15 protein-coding genes and 1 pseudogene are annotated in these 19,426 nt (G+C 43.8%); 10 read left to right on the top strand and 6 right to left on the bottom strand.

Annotation, left to right across the window (positions count from 1 at the left end):
* Nucleotides 1-358 precede the first annotated feature (358 nt).
* A complete protein-coding gene (gene mmp10, locus BMX02_RS09985; protein WP_091690543.1) occupies nt 359-1,591 on the top strand; it encodes a methyl coenzyme M reductase-arginine methyltransferase Mmp10 in 1,233 nt (410 codons plus the stop codon).
* Nucleotides 1,592-1,712: 121 nt separating this feature from the next.
* On the opposite strand, the gene BMX02_RS09990 is transcribed toward mmp10, so the two are convergent.
* Nucleotides 1,713-5,150, bottom strand: a complete 3,438-nt coding sequence (locus tag BMX02_RS09990; RefSeq protein WP_091690544.1) for a DNA polymerase II large subunit — start codon at nt 5,148-5,150, stop codon at nt 1,713-1,715.
* Nucleotides 5,151-5,286: 136 nt separating this feature from the next.
* Here BMX02_RS09990 and BMX02_RS09995 point away from each other — a divergent pair, with 136 nt between their 5' ends.
* The 5 genes and pseudogenes from BMX02_RS09995 to BMX02_RS10015 all read left to right on the top strand — a co-directional run bounded on the left by BMX02_RS09995 (nt 5,287) and on the right by BMX02_RS10015 (nt 10,873).
* Nucleotides 5,287-5,751, top strand: coding sequence for a hypothetical protein (locus BMX02_RS09995; protein ID WP_135644113.1), 465 nt, complete (start codon nt 5,287-5,289; stop codon nt 5,749-5,751).
* A 307-nt stretch (nt 5,752-6,058) separates the two neighbouring features.
* A complete protein-coding gene (oadA, locus tag BMX02_RS10000) occupies nt 6,059-7,774 on the top strand; it encodes a sodium-extruding oxaloacetate decarboxylase subunit alpha (protein WP_091690546.1) in 1,716 nt (571 codons plus the stop codon).
* Nucleotides 7,775-7,787: 13 nt separating this feature from the next.
* A pseudogene (locus BMX02_RS10005) lies at nt 7,788-9,284 on the top strand (acetyl-CoA carboxylase biotin carboxylase subunit).
* Nucleotides 9,285-9,340: 56 nt separating this feature from the next.
* A complete protein-coding gene (locus BMX02_RS10010; protein ID WP_091690547.1) occupies nt 9,341-10,306 on the top strand; it encodes a biotin--[acetyl-CoA-carboxylase] ligase in 966 nt (321 codons plus the stop codon).
* A 12-nt stretch (nt 10,307-10,318) separates the two neighbouring features.
* Entirely contained in the window at nt 10,319-10,873 is a 555-nt protein-coding gene (locus tag BMX02_RS10015; RefSeq protein ID WP_135644116.1) for a hypothetical protein, read from the top strand.
* Nucleotides 10,874-10,984: 111 nt separating this feature from the next.
* Here BMX02_RS10015 and BMX02_RS10020 read toward each other — a convergent pair whose 3' ends face one another.
* From BMX02_RS10020 to BMX02_RS10040, 5 genes are all read right to left on the bottom strand, one after another.
* Nucleotides 10,985-11,911: a coiled-coil protein gene (locus BMX02_RS10020; RefSeq protein ID WP_091690549.1), complete on the bottom strand. Its 927-nt coding sequence runs from the start codon at nt 11,909-11,911 to the stop codon at nt 10,985-10,987.
* Entirely contained in the window at nt 11,908-12,570 is a 663-nt protein-coding gene (locus BMX02_RS11960; protein WP_091690550.1) for a hypothetical protein, read from the bottom strand. Before BMX02_RS11960 ends, BMX02_RS10020 begins: the two co-directional genes overlap by 4 nt.
* 34 nt (nt 12,571-12,604) lie before the next feature.
* Nucleotides 12,605-12,895, bottom strand: a complete 291-nt coding sequence (locus tag BMX02_RS10030; RefSeq protein WP_091690551.1) for a DUF424 domain-containing protein — start codon at nt 12,893-12,895, stop codon at nt 12,605-12,607.
* Between the two features lie 12 nt (nt 12,896-12,907).
* The gene (locus BMX02_RS10035; RefSeq protein ID WP_091690552.1) at nt 12,908-14,998 is read right to left on the bottom strand and encodes a minichromosome maintenance protein MCM; all 2,091 of its coding nucleotides are present in this window, start codon (nt 14,996-14,998) and stop codon (nt 12,908-12,910) included.
* 120 nt (nt 14,999-15,118) lie between these two features.
* A complete protein-coding gene (locus tag BMX02_RS10040) occupies nt 15,119-15,814 on the bottom strand; it encodes an RNA methyltransferase (protein WP_091690639.1) in 696 nt (231 codons plus the stop codon).
* A 165-nt stretch (nt 15,815-15,979) separates the two neighbouring features.
* Here BMX02_RS10040 and BMX02_RS10045 point away from each other — a divergent pair, with 165 nt between their 5' ends.
* The 4 genes from BMX02_RS10045 to BMX02_RS10060 all read left to right on the top strand — a co-directional run bounded on the left by BMX02_RS10045 (nt 15,980) and on the right by BMX02_RS10060 (nt 19,425).
* Nucleotides 15,980-16,363: a ferritin-like domain-containing protein gene (locus BMX02_RS10045; RefSeq protein ID WP_091690553.1), complete on the top strand. Its 384-nt coding sequence runs from the start codon at nt 15,980-15,982 to the stop codon at nt 16,361-16,363.
* 36 nt (nt 16,364-16,399) lie between these two features.
* The gene (locus BMX02_RS10050) at nt 16,400-17,062 is read left to right on the top strand and encodes a nitrite/sulfite reductase domain-containing protein (protein ID WP_091690554.1); all 663 of its coding nucleotides are present in this window, start codon (nt 16,400-16,402) and stop codon (nt 17,060-17,062) included.
* A 300-nt stretch (nt 17,063-17,362) separates the two neighbouring features.
* Nucleotides 17,363-18,175 (top strand): disulfide reductase, encoded by an 813-nt coding sequence (locus BMX02_RS10055; protein ID WP_091690555.1) that lies wholly within the window; start codon nt 17,363-17,365, stop codon nt 18,173-18,175.
* Nucleotides 18,175-19,425 (top strand): (Fe-S)-binding protein, encoded by a 1,251-nt coding sequence (locus tag BMX02_RS10060; RefSeq protein ID WP_091690640.1) that lies wholly within the window; start codon nt 18,175-18,177, stop codon nt 19,423-19,425. The genes BMX02_RS10055 and BMX02_RS10060 overlap by 1 nt, the downstream gene beginning before the upstream one ends.
* Nucleotide 19,426 lies beyond the last annotated feature (1 nt).

Raw genomic sequence — 19,426 nt, forward strand, 5'->3', positions numbered from 1 at the left:
CAGAAGTTTCCTACTGGTGCCGGGTATGTGTTTAATGATGTTCCCATTTGGTCTTTCTTCTAATTGATTCAAATTTGGAACGTTGTTTTCAGGTTTAAAGCTTTTGGATTTGGCGTGAGGTCGCTATAGTTAATCATTATTAATCATTAAGATATATGCCTCTGATGCGGTTTAGTTTGAATTATTCAAATAAATTAACATACGATATGCATACGTATGTATAGGTTTGTGTGAAACAACCGTTCATCCTTATCTTCCTAAATTAATTCTGTATGGAATAATAATCAATGTCTGTCCTCTCCCGTTTTTTGCACCACAAAGGTTTAGTACTACATACATTAAGGTACCCACGATCGATATGGAAATAGTCGCAGATGTCGGTGGAAATCCCGGCGTAGATTGTCGCGGGTTTTGCAAGTACTGTTACTTTAAGAAAGTAAAAGACGTACCTGCTTTTGGGTGTAAGCATTGTTTCCCTTTTTCAAAGGGATGTGACTATTGCACACGCGGTGTTAAAGAACTCTACTCCGGCTTCAAACCTGCTCAATATGTAATGGGTGAAGTTTCACAAGCCCTGCATTTTGGTTCAGGGGAAGCTGATAAGTTTACCATAAGTGGTGGCGGTGACATCAGTTGTTATCCAGAACTAAAGGAGCTGGTCTCTTTCTTATCACAGTTCAAAAAACCGATACATCTGGGGTATACCAGTGGCAAAGGATTTACTTCTGAAGATGATGCTGCCTTCTTCATTGAGAACGGTGTTACCGAGGTATCATTTACCGTATTTGCAACAGATCCGGAAATTCGTGGAAAATATATGAACGATCCCGAGCCGGAAGCATCCCTTGCTGTACTTCGTGATTTCTGTGCACATTGTGAGGTCTATGCTGCAATTGTTATCATTCCAGGTGCCAATGACGGTGAAGTTCTTGAGAACACACTTACAGATCTGGAAGCGATGGGTGCCTCAGGTGCGATACTCATGCGCTTTGCTAACTCAAGGGAAGAAGGCCTGATACTTGAGAATGCCCCTATTATGGACGGTATAGAGTCTCATACTGTTGAAGAGTTCACTCAGATAGTACGTGATGCTGCTAAAAATCACAGTTTCAGGGTTACCGGCACACCTCTGGAAGATCCTCTCTTTGGATCCCCGTTCGCGATCAGGTTGCATGAGGATCTGCTCGAAAAGTTGCCTGAGGTTACAAAGGAAGCTACAATAATCACAAGTAAGGTTGCAGAAGACAGGCTCTCCGGGATATTTGGCAAGCTGGGAGGCACTGTGAATGTAATTGGGTTGAACAAGGACATCGGTTGCCTTATCACTATCGATGATTTCCGTGATCTTGACCTTTCCAATGTCAAGGAGACTGTTATTATTCCTGGTCGTGCTTTTGTCCATGATCCCGAAGTAAAGGGACTGCTTTGCAGCGATGGTGTGGACCGGCTCGTAAGGCGTGGGCCTGATACATTGACAGTTGACGGCGAGATGTCAATAGGTATGAGCGAAGAAGATGTTCTTGAGCTCGAAATTAAAATGTTCACAGAGCTCATTCAGCAGATCAATGCCATAGGCATGCCTGTGCAGTGATAGCTGTCGGTAATAGACTTGTCCGATCAGTTGCTTAATATATCGATCTGCTAACGAATATATTATACACTGATCGATTGTATTTGTACACTAATATATTGCAGCGTTTGCTGCAATATTTTCACATAAAGTCTGAAAGTCCCATCTGTTTGGACCTGTCATTTTCAAAAAGTGACTTCATGTCATAGCCTATCAGTTCAATGCGCTGTTTTGTGTAACTTGAAACATTGTACTCTTCTGCCACTTTCATTGAAACCTCAAAGTACTTTTTGACAGCTCCCTCGTGAACCGTAAGGATAACCCTGCCACCACATTTTTGACAACTACCTGTAAGTGGTGGTCTGCGGTACTTAGCACCACATTTGACACATCTTGTCCCCTGTCTTGAGAAAGCTCTCAGGTTTCCGAACATATCCGGCAGGAAGTGGGATATAAGTACCCTCTCTGCGACGTCCGATGCATCAACAGCACGTATCTTCTTCCCCAGTTCAAGCTGTGCATCCATCTTCTCAACCATGCTTCCAAGTGTCTTGTATGCACTTTTAAGCGGGCCTGCCGCAATGTTGGATGTATCATGGGTGAACATGAACTTTTCATACTGTAATGGGGTGCCAAGTCTGCTGCTGATCAGGTCAAAAGTGTCTTCAAACTCCTTCGGGTTTGCGATCCTCTGTGTGGCTTCGTAGAACTCAAGCGGATATGATTCACATACATCTATATTATGTGCTTCCTTGTCAACCTCGCTGGGGTCAAGGCGTGTGGTCAGAACAAGGGGTGCATCCATCTTTCCTCCCCTTTTGTCCGGCAGGTACTCACGGGAGAAGTTGAGCAGACCATCCATAAGCAGCATGACGCAATCTTCATCCCCGTCACAATTACGCCTTTTTGCAGCATGGAAGAACGGATGGGCATATCCAACCGCAGCTGTGGTAAATCCTACAAGCCTTCCAAGCACTCCTGCTGATGTATGTGGTGCCAGTCCCATCAGGAGGATGCCAACTGTATCATCCCTGGTCTTTGCATTATAATATGGGTCAACTTTGTAATATTTGACAAAAAGATCGTCAATGTATTGCATTGTCCTTAGAAGATAATCAGCGCAATCGTATGATATTACAAGGTCCTGAACTTTAAGGCAGAGTACCTGCTCGGGGTCTGTAAGCGGTTTTCCATAGATGTCTTCTTCATAGCCAAGTTCCTTAAGTTTCTCGCAAGTGACGCCTATTTCGGAAGGTCTGATGTGTGTGAGTGGTATGTCCGACATGTCATAACGCACTGTTCCATCCTTGAAAGTGAACAGGTCATGTTTTGCCCGGAGGATACCTTTTTCGAGAGGTTCAGGTGTCATGTCTTTTGACATCATTCTCTTTACACCTTTGAAGGAATCGAGTTTGTCTCTTTCACCTACCTTCTCGAATGCTTTCTGGTAAATGCTTTTGAAATCGATCTTTCTCATACTTGTGCAGGTTGTCTTTGTACCGCACTTGGGACATTCCTTTTTGTTCACAGAGATCCCGCATCTTGGGCAGAATAGTTTTGGTATGGTATATTCGCCACAGTCACATCTGTATTCGATGGTTTCCACGCCACATGCCGGACATATCCTGTTCCCGATCTCTACGGTTATCTCGCCGACCTTTGCATTTGTTGATGCTTTGAAGCTGGCAGCATTCTCAAGTTTTCGTGTATTGCCTCCTGATTCCGCAATGGGGAACAATACATGAGGTGCCGGTGACATCTTTCTTTTATCAGATTTCTCCGGTCTTCCCATCCTTGCACCAATGCGTGTGGGAGCTCTGGGACGTACTTCAAATTCCGTTATCTGATTGATATTGTCAAGTACTTCTTCATGTTCAAGAGAGTCCCACTTCTTTCTGAGTTCGTCATCAAGTCCAAGAGTATATATGAATGGCAGCGGTTCCTCGATCAGTATCATTCCACCGCTGATCTTGTGAAGGACAAGTAGTAGCTCAAGTGTTCTTTTCACCCCGCTTGACAGGGCGGCATCGTATGGCAATCTGAGTACTGTTCTCTCGCTCTCAAGGATGCCATTCTCAGATATAAAATCAGCAAGTTGTTCGAATTTATCATTTTCAATATCATGCCACAAGTATGTGAACTTAGGATGCAGGGCTACTCCATACTTTTTGCTGATGTCCAATGCAACATCCTGGGATGGATCTTTAAGATCTTCTTCATCAACTGACTGATCTCCTCCGGCTTTCCTGTATTCCTGTATCCACCACTCGAAACAGTAAGGTGATGGCGCAAGAGGGTGGTTGTTCTCAAGGAAATCGCCATAATTTATCAGTATCTCGCCGATGTCAATGATCTCTTCTACTTCCTGTCGTAAGTTGTATGCCTCATCTATGCGGTCGATCCTGACAACATCTCCGGATCTGAGCTTTACAGTGGGACCTTCGATGGAATCAACAGGAGCCATTCCTGCTGCTTTTCCAGGTCTTTCAACTTTAAGCTGTGTTCCCGGTGCGATGAAATCGTCCATCACGATCATTCCGGAAGGATTTATTCCTGCGGCTGCAAAGGACGTATTGCGCGACCTTCCATAGCGCAACCGGAATCCTCCCGGTCGGGATGGGTGGGAAAAAACAGGTCTTCCGGCGATCAGGTCTCGCATATACTTATCCTTCGGCTTGATCCTCGGTTTCTCTTCCTTCTTCTCTTCGCCACTGTCGTCAGCTGCGCTCTTTGTGCCGGTAATAAGCTGATCGAGCCATTCCCAGCCATCGATCTTAAGCTTTTTTACATGCTTCTGTATCTTCGGGGCTTTTAGTGCCAGGCCTTCAGCAAGTACCAGGGCCATTCCACCACGTACTCTGTTAGTTCCGATCCTGTCCAGATTACGGTGTCCTTCAACCTCTTCTGCTTCTGTTGGCTCCCCGTCGATGCATATTGGGCAGTTCTCCACGATCAGCCGGATCTCCTCTTCGGATGGGGTGTACTGGAGACTTGCAACCCTTTTGTAGAGCATGATCTCCTCGATATAGCGTTCAACCTCTTCTTTTCGGGGTTTATATCTGTCAATACCAACGCCTCTGCGTACATAATCACCAACAAGGACAGATAGTGCCTGTGCAGTACCTCCTGCACTGCGTATCGGGCCGGCATAGAAAATGCTGACGTATTCTGATCCGTCATCGTTCTTTCCGATCCCTGCACGGTCAATTCCTTCAATTGGGGCAGCAACAACTCCTTCTGTCAGCATGGCAACAGACACACGGATCGCAGCTTCGATAGCATCGGATTTTGAATCAAAGGTACCAACTTTTCCCTGAGCTACTTCTCTTCCAAGGGCCAGTGCAGCTTCTTCCCTTGACCTGGTTTCTTCCAGTTTCCGGATTAGCTCTGCTACACCTTTAACTCCGATCAGGTTCTCCACTCTGTCGGCAAGGTCCTTTGCAAGTGGTATTTCAACATGGGGTTTTGGATCTTTACCCTTTGAGCGTGCATTGTTGACTATTTCTATTTCCTTTTTCAACGTGCTCTCAAGCGTATTGAAGTACTCCTGCATTTCCTTGCTTGCTACAATTTCTGCCATATTGGGTTATCTCCCTGATTTCATTGACTATGGCCTTTGAAATTAAAAAGATGTTGATATTCTTTTAAATTGATTCCATCGAATTTTTATATTTTGAATATTATATGAATTTACATATTAATACGGAGGAGTTGTATTGAACAGGATTATTCTAACATTATTGGTTATCGCGACTTTATTTTCAGTACCTGCATCAGCTGATCTTTTCAGTGAAATGGATTTTATGGTGAATGAATATAACCTGAACGCAGATAGTGTTCCTGGACCCCTTAAGAGCCTGCTTGGCAATGAAGATATTCTTGCAGCAATTGATATGAACAACGGAAGTACTCTTGCTTTGAAAATAGTGACCGAAGATATGTTCGTGACCGAATTTGTTGCTGTTGATCAGGATGAGTCGGATTTTACCCCTTCTATTATCATTAACACTAATGAGAAAAGTGTAAGAGAACTTCTTGGATCTGATGATCCGGTGAGCGATTTCCTTGAGGCTTATGATAGTGGTAATATTGAAATTGAAGCAGTAAGTATTGTTAATAAAGTTACTCTTTCTGTTGGCAATGTTATATTGAAATTGTCACAGTTATTGGGATTTGTATGAGCGACTTTATGATCTTGTAATATTCTCAAACACTTGTAATATTGTTTGATCTTCAGGCCGAAATGCCTGGTAATTCTTATTTTTAATTGATCATTCATCCTTTTCTTGCTGTTCTTGTATATCGGGATTCGTTATGGATGCATCACTTATGTTTTATTTCAAGACAGATATGTACAATTTATCCAGTTACTTATATATGCTTACCAGAAAGTACATAAAAGGAGATGTTTAATTATGTACAATTTAAGCTTATCATGAATGCAAACCCCGGATCGGGTCTAAATAGATCTAATTATGAGGTAAAATTATGTCAGTAAAAATCACGGAAACAATTCTTCGAGATGCACACCAGTCTCTTCTTGCGACACGTATGCGAACCCGTAACATGTTGCCGATCGTTGAAAAGTTGGACGAGGTCGGGTATTACTCTCTTGAGATGTGGGGAGGTGCTACATTTGATACATGTATCAGGTACTTGAATGAGGATCCGTGGGAGCGCCTGAGGGAACTTAAAAAGCAAATGGTTAACACTCCGGCACAGATGTTACTTCGTGGTCAGAATCTTGTGGGATACCGTCACTATTCAGATGATGTTGTGGAGAAGTTCGTAACCAAGGCCCATGAGAATGGTATCGACATATTCAGGATATTCGATGCTGTCAATGACATCAGGAACATGGAAAAGGCAATAAGCGTTGCAAAGAACGTTGGTGCTCATGTGCAGGGTACCCTTAGCTATACCATTAGTCCGGTACACACCGTGGAAAAGTATGTTGAGTTCGCAAAAGAACTTGCAGATCTTGACTGTGATTCTATCTGCATCAAGGATATGGCAGGTCTGCTTGCACCCCATGAGGCATACGAACTTATAACCTCGCTCAAAAAAGAGGTCGGTCTTCCTGTTGCACTTCACTGCCACTGCACATCAGGCATGGCTTCGATGAGCTATATGGCAGCATGTGATGCTGGTGTTGATGTTCTTGACACTGCATTATCTCCTCTGGCAGGTGGGACTTCCCAGCCTCCAACGGAGTCAGTTGTTGCAGCGCTTGCAAGGACAAAATATGATACTGGTCTGGACCTGGAACTTCTGGCCGAGCCATCACGATACTTCAAGGAAATCAAAGAAGAATACAGGGGTATACTTGATCCGATATCCGAACAGATAGATACGAACGTCCTGCTTTATCAGATCCCGGGTGGTATGCTTTCCAATCTTGTTTCACAGCTCAAGGAGCAGAATGCTCTTGACAAATATGATGCTGTACTGGAAGAGATGCCACGGGTACGTGAAGAACTTGGGTATCCGCCACTTGTCACTCCAACCAGCCAGATAGTGGGAACCCAGGCTGTATTGAATGTTCTTATGGGCGAGCGCTACAAGGTCATACCTAAAGAAGTAAAGGACTATGTGCGTGGTCTCTATGGAAGGTCACCTGCACCTATCAGTTCAGAAATGATCGCAAAGATAATTGGTGACGAAGAACCTATAACATGCCGCCCGGCAGATCTTCTGGAACCTGAATATGAGACTCTTAAGAAAGAAGCAGAAGAACAGGGTCTTGTAAAGAAGGAAGAGGACGTTCTGACCTATATACTGTATCCTGCAATCGCACCAAAATTCCTGCTCGGTGAGGCTGAAGAAGAGGAACTGGTTCCTGCAACTACTTTACAGGCTGCTCCACAGGTCGACATGGCTATCCCAACCGATTACCGTGTTGAGGTCGATGGTGAGATCTTTGATGTCAAAGTAGAACCTACTGGAGGTTCTGTCCAGGTTGTCGAGAGTTCGAAACAGATGGTGGAATGTGAAGGCGCCGTTACAAGCCATATGCAGGGAATGATCCTTTCGATCAATGTCAATGTTGGTGACACCGTTGAGGAAGGGGACAAGATCTGTGTTATCGAAGCCATGAAGATGGAGAATGCGATCCACGCTCCAGGTAGTGGTGTGGTAAAAGAGATATTTGTATCTGAAGGCGATCCCGTTGGTACGGGAGAAGTACTGATGGCAATCAACTAATCGGGGTATAATCATGTTCAACAAAGTTCTTATAGCCAACAGGGGTGAGATCGCCATACGCATAATGCGTGCTTGTAGGGAGCTTGGCATCTCCACTGTAGCTGTTTATTCCGAAGCCGACCAAAATGCCCTTTTTGCAAAATATGCGGATGAGGCATATCTGATCGGTCCCGCTCCTTCAAGCCAGAGCTATCTGAAAATGGATACTATTCTGGAAGTTGCGAAAGAGTCCGGTGCAGAAGCGATTCACCCGGGATATGGTTTTCTTTCTGAGAACCCGGTATTCGCAAAGAAATGTGAGGAGGCCGGCATAACTTTCATCGGTCCTTCAAGCGAGGTCATCGAAAAGATGGGTAGCAAGATCGCTGCCCGGGCACTTATGATAGAAGCCGGTGTTCCTGTCGTTCCCGGGTATGACAAGGCGATCGATGATGTTGATGAAGCACTCGATATCGCAGATTCTATTGGATATCCTGTAATGATCAAGGCATCTGCAGGTGGTGGCGGCATCGGTATGAAGATCGTCCGCTCAAGGGATGAGTTCGCTTCATCACTGGAATCCATCCAGTCAGTTGCACAATCTGCTTTTGGGGATCCGACAGTATTCGTCGAGAAATATGTTGAAGAGCCACGCCATATCGAATTCCAGATACTTGCTGATAGTTACGGTAATACTGTCTATGTATCGGACAGGGAATGTTCCATACAGCGCAGGCATCAGAAGCTCATGGAGGAGGCACCTTCTCCGATCATGACCCCTGAACTTCGTAAAGAGATGGGCGATGCTGCAGTAAAGGCAGCAGAATCAATAGGTTATGAAAATGCAGGTACAGTAGAGTTCCTTTATTCAAAGGGCGATTTCTACTTCCTTGAGGTCAATACTCGTCTTCAGGTAGAACATGGTATTACTGAGCTTGTCACAGGTATCGACCTTGCAAAACAGCAGATCCTCATCGCATGGGGCGAAAAGCTACCTTTCAAGCAGGAAGATATCAAGATACAGGGTCATGCGATCGAATGCCGTATCAATGCAGAAGATCCTCTGAACGACTTTGCACCATCTCCGGGCAAGATCAGGGGTTATCGTTCTCCGGGAGGTCCGGGTGTACGTATGGACAGTGGCGTCTACATGGGTTACAGTATTCCGCCTTACTACGATTCCATGGTTGCAAAATTAAGTACGTGGGGTAGTGACCGTGAAGAGGCTATTAACAGGATGAAAAGGGCACTTTATGAGTTTGTGATATAGGGAGTTACTACCAACATACCGTTCCACAAATCAGTCCTGGACAATGATGCATTCGTACGTGGTGACCTTACAACCCACTTCATTGATGACAACAATATCCTTGAGGATGTTGTAAGGGTTGTCGAAGAGGATAAGGAAACTGGCGTTACTCTGGGATCAGTACTTTGTTCCAATTCAAAGAATGTTGCAGCCGCAGGGGTGGCGGTTAGTGCCTATGTGAATGCTGCAAAACAGAAGATGAACAATCAACAGACTAAATAAGGTCTGTTGATATATTGTTTTATAATAATTATTTGATCATATTGGGGGTTACTATCTTGGTCGACAGGAAAATGGATATTCTCAGGGCTCTGAAAGGAGCAGGCAAAGAACCTATCTCTGGAGAAGAACTGGGTGAAAAGCTGGGTATTTCCCGGACAATGGTATGGAAATATATTAAGACCCTTGAAGAGGATGGTTATGTTATTGGATCATCTCCGGGTTCAGGCTATGTTCTTGTTTCCGTTCCTGACAAACTCTATCCTTCTGAGATCAGCATTGGTCTTGATACCGACATCATCGGGAAAGAACTTCATTATTTCGAAACAGTGGATTCTACCAATGATATGGCAAAGAAAATGGGCTTTAAGGCAGAAGAAGGTACGGTTGTAATTGCTGAGATGCAGGAAAGTGGACGTGGTCGCAAAGGCGATCGTTGGGCATCGCCTAAAGGTGGTATCTGGCTTTCGGTCATCCTCAAACCGGGGATCTTGCCTGTTCATGCACCAAGGTTGACCCTTATGGCAGGAGTTGCTGTTGCCAGGACCATAAGGCAGTTTGGTGCCGATGCATCTATCAAATGGCCAAACGATGTTGTCATTGATGGCAAAAAGGTTTGTGGCATTCTGACTGAAATGGATGCAGAGGTTGATCATATCGGTTTTGTTGTGATCGGTATTGGTATCAATGCTAACGTATCCGTCGATGAGCTTCCGGAAGAGTTAAGGGAGGGTTCCACGAGTCTGAGTTCTATTAATGGGGAAAATATAAACCGGGCTGCATTCGTGCAGGCTTTGCTTAGATCTCTTGAGGCGGAATATCTGCGTTTCAAAGTGGAGGGTTTCTCGAAGATCCTGGAAGATTGGATCTCTTTATCTGATACAATTGGAAGGCAGGTAGAAGTTATAACTCCTCAGAAGATCATTGCGGGTAAAGCAACTGGAATTACTGCCGAAGGTGCTCTAATTGTAGAGACTGCTGAAGGTATGCAAGAGGTCATGGCAGGTCGGTGCATCTATAAATAAATGGTGTGGGACGTGAGATACAGTAGAAATAACAGGATACGTTTCCTTGTATCCTTCCTTTTTATTTTATTACTTCTTGTACTGCCAGTGTTCGGAGCTCAGGTAAAGGATGAGGTGCTAATAGATGGTGCCAACATATTCATTGAGACCGAAAGTTTCTGGGAGTTCAATCAGGGTTATGTCTTTATTGTCAAAGATGTAAGCGAAGATGGGGGTGTATGGGTGGAACTTTCACTTGAGGATGTTAGTCTGAAGGATGAGGTCCTGTATGAGGGGGATATTTTTGTTTATTCTCGTGATTCAATAGAATTATTCAATATGACAGTTGATACTATCTATTATGGTCCCGGTGGTGATCTTGTAACCTTTAAACCCGTTTTCCAATATCTTGACCCCTCACTTCCAGCTCCTGTCCGGGTCAATCCTGAAATATCTCAAAATGGGTCGGATATATCTCCGGAACCGGATGTAACTCCTGATAATAGCATTCCGGGGTTTTGTCTTATAACGGCGATGTCCTGTATGGTCATTCTTTTTATTTGCAGTCGCTTTTTTGAAGCGAAGTGATCAGGTATATCGACCGAAGCTTCACTAATGTTTGGTTTTGACCCGTGTATAATAGCAGTCAGGGACGTAAAATAAAAATTAAAAATAAGAAAAGGTTAAGGGAAATTAAGTTTAGAACTTAATATCTCCCTTTTCCATTAGCAATTTAAGGTCCTGCAGGCTCATCTTCCCTGTCTTTTCGAACTTCTCTTTTGCTACGTTATGCTTTTCATCTATCTTCTTCTCATCTTTTTCAAGCTGGATATCGTTGAGCTTGTCAAGATATACACTGAGTTCATCCCTGAGTTGTGATATCTTGGTTTTAAGCGGGTCGATCTTTTCCCTTATCGGAGATACTACATCATATGTCTCCTTGATCTGTGAGTGATACATATCCGCTTCTTTGCGAAGCTCATCGACCTTCTTGTAGCTATCAAGCATTGCAAGATGATGTTTCTGTGATTCTTCTGCTAGATCCTTAATGCTCCCGCTTACAGTTCCATCGGATTTGTAGATAGATTCGGATTGCTTGTATGTTTCTACTATCTTCTTGTGGATATCGTCTGCATTGCTTGCGGAGTCGATCCTCTGTTGAAGTTCTGTCAGTCTTCCAAAGATATCTATCTCGTGTTTTAGTGGAATGTCAGCATTCAGGAACTTGTCAAGCTCTGCAGCATATGCTTTTGTGAGAGATTCCACACTTCCGCGGGAAAGCTTATTGTACTCGTCACGTTTTGCTTTAAGATCCGAAATGCTGCCTGTGATCTTGTCCTTTTCGCCACGTATCTTCTCATTTGAAGCTTTGATCTCAGCGATCTTCTCGTTCACTGCATCACGTAGTGTTTTTTCTTCACGTGCCTTTGTTGCCAGCTCTTTTACCTGTGCATTGAGCTTGTCCCTTTTTTCTTTCAGCTCATCGATGTTCGTTCGGTGTAGCTTTAGATCTCTGAAAACAGCTTTTAGGGTACGCTCGTTCTGTGAGATATTTGTCCTGTAGTCATTGACTACATTTTTAAGATCCCTTTCGGTCATGGTTGTTGCATCCGGTAAGTCGCTCATGCGTTTGCCTCCTGGGTATTTTCTTCGCTGGATGGAAGCTTTTCCCAGTATTCAAGAGCTTCATTGTGACTCTTTATTCTGTTGTCAAGCCAGCCGTGGCGAGGTGAGACTTCCTTGAGTTCATCTCTTGCTTTTTGGAAGGCATTTTCAAAGTTCTTCTCAGTGCCGAATATACTTGCAAGTTCGGTACTTGATATTATTGCTTCATTTACCCTTGTCCGGATCTGCTGAACTGCTTTCTGGACGTCTTCATGGGTTCCCATGCCATTCAGTTTATTGAGAAGCTCATCTACGATCTTCTTCTCTTCATCGATGTTAATGGCACGCTTTACCTTCGTGATGTCATCGTTGATGCCATGCATCAGCTTATTGTCCAACAGTTTTTCATCGATAATGTCAAACATTTCTTCGAGTATATTCTCTGCCTGGTGGTATAACTGTTGACGCTTTTCTTTTAGCAGTTCAGTTCGGCTCAACACATCTTCCTTGTCTTTCTTAGAAGATTCTATCTTTTCGTTCAATGCCTTTACTTTTTCTTCGAGTCCACTGAACTCTTTGTTGTATTCTTCTAAAAGGCGTTTGTGCTTTGTGATCACATTCTTGATCAATTCATTTTTGTCAAGAATGGAAAGTTCATTATTTTGTGTACTCTCACTCATAGTTCCACCAAATTTATGTCAGGATTGTAATATTTTATAATTTATATAATTGTGCATGTGGTATTCCTTCAATATATATAACGCATCCGGAGTCGATCACGCCTGCATCGATGGCGCATTGGACTGCACGACTGCCAAATATGTTTGCCGTTGTGGCATTTGATATGGCTTCGATGATCTTCTCTTCAGATGTGATCTCACCTTTGTAGAATGTCTCAGTGATCTCGAGAACCAGTTCGCCCTTCTTGAGCTTTTTACCTATCAGTTCCTCATCACAGACCGCAACGAGCATCTGATTCCCGGATTTGTGTATTTTCAGGTACATGTGTTCACTTTATCATACTAATTTTATGTGTTTATTATCAGGTGCCAGGAGATCTCCCTGTCTTTTCATTTTTGTGACAAGCTCTTCTGCTCTTTCCCTGTTTATATCTTCATTCTCAGCTTCTGCATAGACCTCTTCAAGAGGTGCCTTGGAACCGGCATGCCTTTCACTGACTCGTGTAATAATGTCTTTTATCAGGTGTATCTTATCCCTCTGGCTCTTGCTTGTTCCGGATGCGATCACATCCACATCGAATGCTCCGGTGTCCGGGTCGACTCCTACCTGTCGCATACATGCCATGGTAATTCGGGTAGTCCTTTTCGCATCATCCATTGTAACTACATTACTTAAACGCATGCGTGCACTTGCTTCAGCAATTCTTACAAGGGCTTCGAGCTGTCTTGCAGTGACAGGTACGGGTGAATCTTTGCCTTCTCCCTGTCTTCGAAGGTCAAGATAGAAATTAATGAGATGTTCACGAGCATCGTCTTCCATGATGGGGAATACTTTCCTTCGTGCATAGGCTACATATTTTCTCATCAGGTCATTTTCGATCGTAGGAAGTATGACCTCGATATGTGATTCTATATCTTCTTTTGTCACAGTGGATGATGGGAGTCTATTCTTCTGTTCTAAAAGTTCTCCTGCATATTGGGATTTTAATATGTGGTTTGCGATATTGCTGTCCTTTGTGCGGTCAGGAACATCGAGAAGTATGAAAAGAAGGTCGAATCTGGATATGAGTGCAGGTGGCATATTGATCTGTTCGGCAAGTCCTTCATACTTATCGAACCTTCCGTATTTAGGGTTGGCAGCACCAAGGAGTGCACATCTTGATTTAAGTGTTGCAAGGATGCCTGCTTTTGCGACACTGATCGTCTGCTGTTCCATGGCTTCGTGCAAGGCACTCTTGTCTTCCCTGCTCATCTTGTCCATTTCATCCACTGCTGCAAGACCCATGTCTGCCATTACCAGTGCACCGGCTTCCAGTGTCCAGCGTCCGTCTCCAAGGTCGTCTTTAACTGCTGCAGCTGTCAGACCGCTGGATGATGCGCTTTTACCTGATGCGAATACTCCGCGGGGTGATATTTTCACCATATAGCGAAGTAACTGACTTTTTGCGATACCCGGATCTCCCACCAACAGTATATGTATGTCACCCCTGACACGTGAACCGTCGGGTAGCATCTTTGGGACTGCCGAGAATAGTTGCAGGCTGAGTGCTTCCTTTATATCCTCATAACCGTAGATGGATGGGGCGATCGATCCGGTTATATTTTTATAAATGTTCGGATCTTTGCTCATTTCGACGATTGTCTCCTCATCCTCTGGGGTGATGTCAAGCTCATCGAATTCCTGATCTACATATTCGATGGAATTTGCATGAAGAACGAGGTCGTAAAAAGTGGATTTGCCCTCTCTGAGGGTTCGCTGGTGTGAGCGCAGTATTCCGTTTATTACAAGACGGTCACCGGGTTTGACAAGTCCTGCAAGATCATCCTCTGCATCAACATCAAGGCTCTGTGGTTGTGCGCCGCCTTTGAGACTTTCGGGTGATTCCTGTACCTGAAGTTTTTGTGCATCCACAAAACTGGATTGGTCGATAAGTAATTTGAACGGTCCCTTTTTGCCGCATGATTCGTTCTCACAGTCGTTCGGTTCTACGAACTTCGGTCCATCCTGTGGCTCATAGCTTGTGTTCTCACACCGCATGCACATGAATGCTGCATTTGTTATCTTCGGCCTGACTTCCGTGGCCTTGCGTATCATTCCTTCAATGGATATGAACTTCAGCAAGTGCTTGCTACGCAGATCTCGTATGGCAACAAGGTTTGGGATGTTAATGAACTGTACATGTGCATCATCGAGTTCCTTCTCGATAGGGATATCAATTTCACGAAGCGCTTGCTCAGCATATGGTATTACATCATCGGGGTGTTCGAGCAGCTCATATGCAAGGTCTGCATCGAATTGCTCAAGGTCCGGAAAATCGACTGTAATGCTACGCAGTTCAGGGTATTCATTAGCCAGCAGGAGTATATCGTCCCAGCAGTATCTTTTTAGGAAATCCCTGAATTTTTCATCCCATTTAACTTCGCTCATTTGATTCACATTTTTCCTGTTTTGGAATGGTACTTAATGTATCGAAGGTTAAAGAACCTCATAATACATATCAATATTTCGAGTCGGAACTATGGTCCGGGAGTATCTGCAACGATATGATCATTTAACAAGTTGTTGTATCCTTCCAAAAAAGCCCCTCAATGTCTGCACTTCTCTTGGCATGAGCTGTGCCCTACCGAATATCCTTTTGAACATAAGGTGTGTTTTTTCCTTTTTGTGTTCCGGGTATTGGATATCGTCCAGAAGTTCTCCAATATGCTCGTGCAGAAGCTTAAGATCAAAACCCTCAGCAAGCTGCTGTTCTCCTGCATCGATCTGACTCAATTCATATAGTATGATAGTTGTGGCGTGTGACAGGTTCATTATTGGATAAATATCTGAAGTTGGGATACTTACTATCATATCGCTTAGTTTAAGCTCTTCATTGGTGAATCCATTATCTTCCCTGCCAAAGAGGACCGCAATAGTTCCGTTAGTACCATTGAACTTTTCCTTCAGTTCCTGAGGTGTATATGGGGGCATGCGTATATGTTCATCGATTTTGAGTCCGGTGATGCCTGTTGTTGCAACCACGACATCGGCGCCTTCTATGGCTTCTTCGATGCTGGGGACTATCTTTGCGCCGTCAAGTACATCCCATGCATGTGATGCCAGTGCGCGTGCCTCGTTTTGCAGTTTGCAAGGGTTTACCAATACAAGGTCACTAAAGCTGAAATTTTTCATAGCTCTTGCTACTGATCCGACGTTACCCTGGTACAAAGGCTCCACCAGAACTATCCTCAAATTAAAACTCATCTCATCCTTCAATATCATCAATACATGTATATTTTACGCAATCAGGTATATCGTTCATCTACTGCAAAGCCAAAACAGGACTGCAATTATTTGGCAGTATTCCATAAACGTTATCAAGAATCCTACTAATATAAAATATGCAATTTGTGTCGAGGAGGTAAACAAATGAGTTTAGAAAAAATTCTGAAAGCTACTTTTAAAGGAGAGACTACTGAAGTTGGATGGTACCTTGCGATGTCAAAACTGGCTGAGCGTGAAGGCCATTTTGATGCTGCTCTCTATTTCCGCCAGATCGCTATGGATGAAGCATGGCATGCTACAGAAGTTGCTGAGATCCTTGGTGTTATAAAAGGCACTACAATTGAGAACATCGAGATGATGCTCGAGGGTGAGGCAATGGCTGAAGCTGAGAAAGCAGATGCTGCCCGTATTGCTCGCGAGGAAGGTAACGAAGCTGCAGCATTGTTCTTTGCAAGGGCATCACTTGATGAGGCAAGGCATAAAGCAGGTCTTGCAGGTCTTCTCAAGAAGCTTAAACAGACTGAATAATTAAGATATTAAAGACTTAAGTCGGATGTGGAACCATTGGCAAAGGATCTGTTAGATAAAAATGCTATACTTCAGCGTGACAAATGTTCTTATGCCATAGTTCCACAAACTCCGGCAGGCATCGTAACTCCTGATGAATTGCAAAGGATAGTGGACGTTGCAAGAAAATACGATGCTGCTACTCTTAAATTTACGTCGGCACAGCGTATTGCTATTGTCGGTTTAAAAGAAGAGGATCTTGATGGTGCATGGCTGGAACTTGGAATGGAACCTGCATCTGCGATCGGCAAATGCGTTCGCAGCATTAAGGTCTGTCCGGGCACAACATTTTGTAAAAGGGCACAACAGGATGCTGTTTCTCTTGGTTTGATCATTGATGAAAAATACCATGGAATGCAGCTTCCCTCAAAGTTCAAAATGGCTGTAAGTGGCTGTATGAACTCCTGCTCCGAACCAGCTGTAAAGGATATTGGCATAATGGGAACTCCCAGGGGCTATACTGTGATGGCAGGTGGAAATGCTGGTATCAGGCCAAGGCTTGGTGATGTGATCGGTGAAGGTCTCAACGAAACTGAGGTTCTTGAACTCGTGGAAAATGTCATCGGTATGTACAAAGGCTATGCTAAAAGATATCGTATTGGCAGGCTCATTGATGATATGGGTCTTGATAATTTCAAGAAGGAACTTGGCTTACTATAAGTTCTATGTTCTTTTATCATCTGGTAGCTTTTACTATTGTGCAGATTTCTCTTCTCTATATCTGTTTGAGTTTCGGAAGTGTTCTTAAACTTTTAGCTATTATACAAATCCTTTTAGATTTTAGAATAAGCCTCTATCTGAACGATTTTGAATTGTTTTTGACTCTTCTGATGCACACTCTGCTAATGAAAATATTTAAATACAATAGGTTCCACCAATACACAAACCGTATTCGGTATCATAATAATTTTTAGAAAGATGTAATATTACTGTTTCGTAGCAATATCAGGAGAATAATTTATGAGTATGGAATATTTCAGTGGACTTACTGAGTCTGCGGAGATCGTAAACAGTTTAGGAATGCTGACTGAGTCTATGAGAATCACATTTGCAGCGGTCATGATCATGGCCATGATATCATTTGCGATCTTCATGATCGGTATGTATATCAATCTCAAAAAATGGGGATTAGGTTCCGAAGGATATGGCCTTAAACCATCAAACGGAAGCATACTTACATTCCCTAAAACGTTAGCATATCAGATGAGTGCAAAAGGACATGGACATGGCCAGAATATATTTGTTACACTTATTCTTGATGCTCTCCTTCAGAGACGTGCTTTAAAGCGCAGTCCTGGAAGATGGCTTATGCATATCGCCATCTTTGGAGGCTGGATCGCACTTTGTATCATGTCAGTAGCTATGTTTGTTGTAGAGATCATCCATATGGTGGGTATTCACATAATTTCACCTGAAGTTTTCAGAGAGATGCTCAGTTTCCCTAATGATGTATTCAGCTACATACTGTTGTTCGGTATCATAGTTGCAATTTTCAGAAGACTTTTCGTCACAAAGGCCCGTGAAAGTACCATTGCTTTTGATTCTGTCCTTCTTATTGGGCTTACAATTATTGTCGTCACAGGTTTCATTGCTGACGGTATAAGGAACGGTACTTTCTGGGGTATGGGAATGCAATCCGATCTTGCACCACCTGCATCATTGTTCCACGTTGTGATCTCATTGTTCTTCTGTATCGCATATATCCCATTCAGTAAATATATGCATATGATCGCAGGACCACTGACCCTTATGGCTAACAAGGGAGGCGAATGATCATGAAAGGTGAACCTTCAATTAATACAAATAACTTAACTGCTGTCCAGCTCATGGAGCTTGATGCTTGTGTACGCTGTGGTGAATGTGTCAACTGGTGTCCAACCTACGATGCTGCAAACAAAGATCCGGGACTTGCACCAAGGGATAAGATCCTCAGGTGGAGGCAGTTCATGAACAAGTCCTATGGACTGCGTGCCAGACTGTTCGGTCCAAAGGCAATTCCTGAGGAAGATATCGAGCAGTTCAAGGATGATGTTTACAAGTGTACCACCTGTGGAATGTGTGCTACAGTCTGTGAAGTTGGTATCAACACCATCGAGTTGTGGGAATCTATGCGTGCAAACCTTGTCAAACGTGGCAATGGTCCATATGGTAAGCAGGGAATGTTCGTAAAGCTCATTGGCGAGTACATGAACCCGTACATGGCTGACAACAAGGACAGGCTCAGCTGGATCCCTGATGATGTAAAGATCGCTGACAAAGCAGAAATCCTTTACTTTGGTGGCTGTACTGCAGAACTGAGGCAGCAGAAGCTGGCGTTTGCTACTGCACGTGTCCTCAACCATCTTGGAATCGAGTTCACAATGCTCGGTGAGGATGAGGTATGTTGCTGTTCCGCACTTGTCAGGACCGGTCAGTACGAGATCGAGGATATTGCACGTAAAGCTGCAAGGAAGAATGTTGACGGTATCGTTGCAAAGGGTGCAAAGAAAGTTTTGTATGCATGTGCTGGTTGCTACCGTACTTCTCTTGTGGACTGGCCAAGGTTGCTTAATGAGGAAATGCCATTCGAGATCATCCATATCACAGAGTTCCTTGAGGATCTTATCAAGGAAGGCAAGCTTGAATGGAAAAAGCCATTTGATAACCTTACAGTAACATACCACGACCCATGTCACCTTGGACGTCACGTTGGTGTATATAATCCACCAAGGAGTGTTCTTAACGCGATTCCTGGTATAAACCTTAAAGAGATGGACCGTATCAAGGAAAACCAGCGCTGCTGTGGAGCTGGCGGTGGTGTAAAAGCTGGTGTTCCTGATCTTGCTCTCGGTGTTGCTGAAACTCGTGTTCAGGATGCCCTTGCAAAGAATCCGGATATCCTTTCGAGTGCATGCCCATTCTGTAAGAGGAACCTTTCTGATGGAAGGGACTCCCTTGGTGCAGATGAGCTTGTTGTTGAGGATGTTATTGTTCTGACGGCTGAAGCACTTGGAATTTCACTTGATGATTGTGTGGAGAGTTGAT

The organism is Methanococcoides vulcani, assembly GCF_900111645.1.
Classification (GTDB): Archaea; Halobacteriota; Methanosarcinia; order Methanosarcinales; family Methanosarcinaceae; genus Methanococcoides; species Methanococcoides vulcani.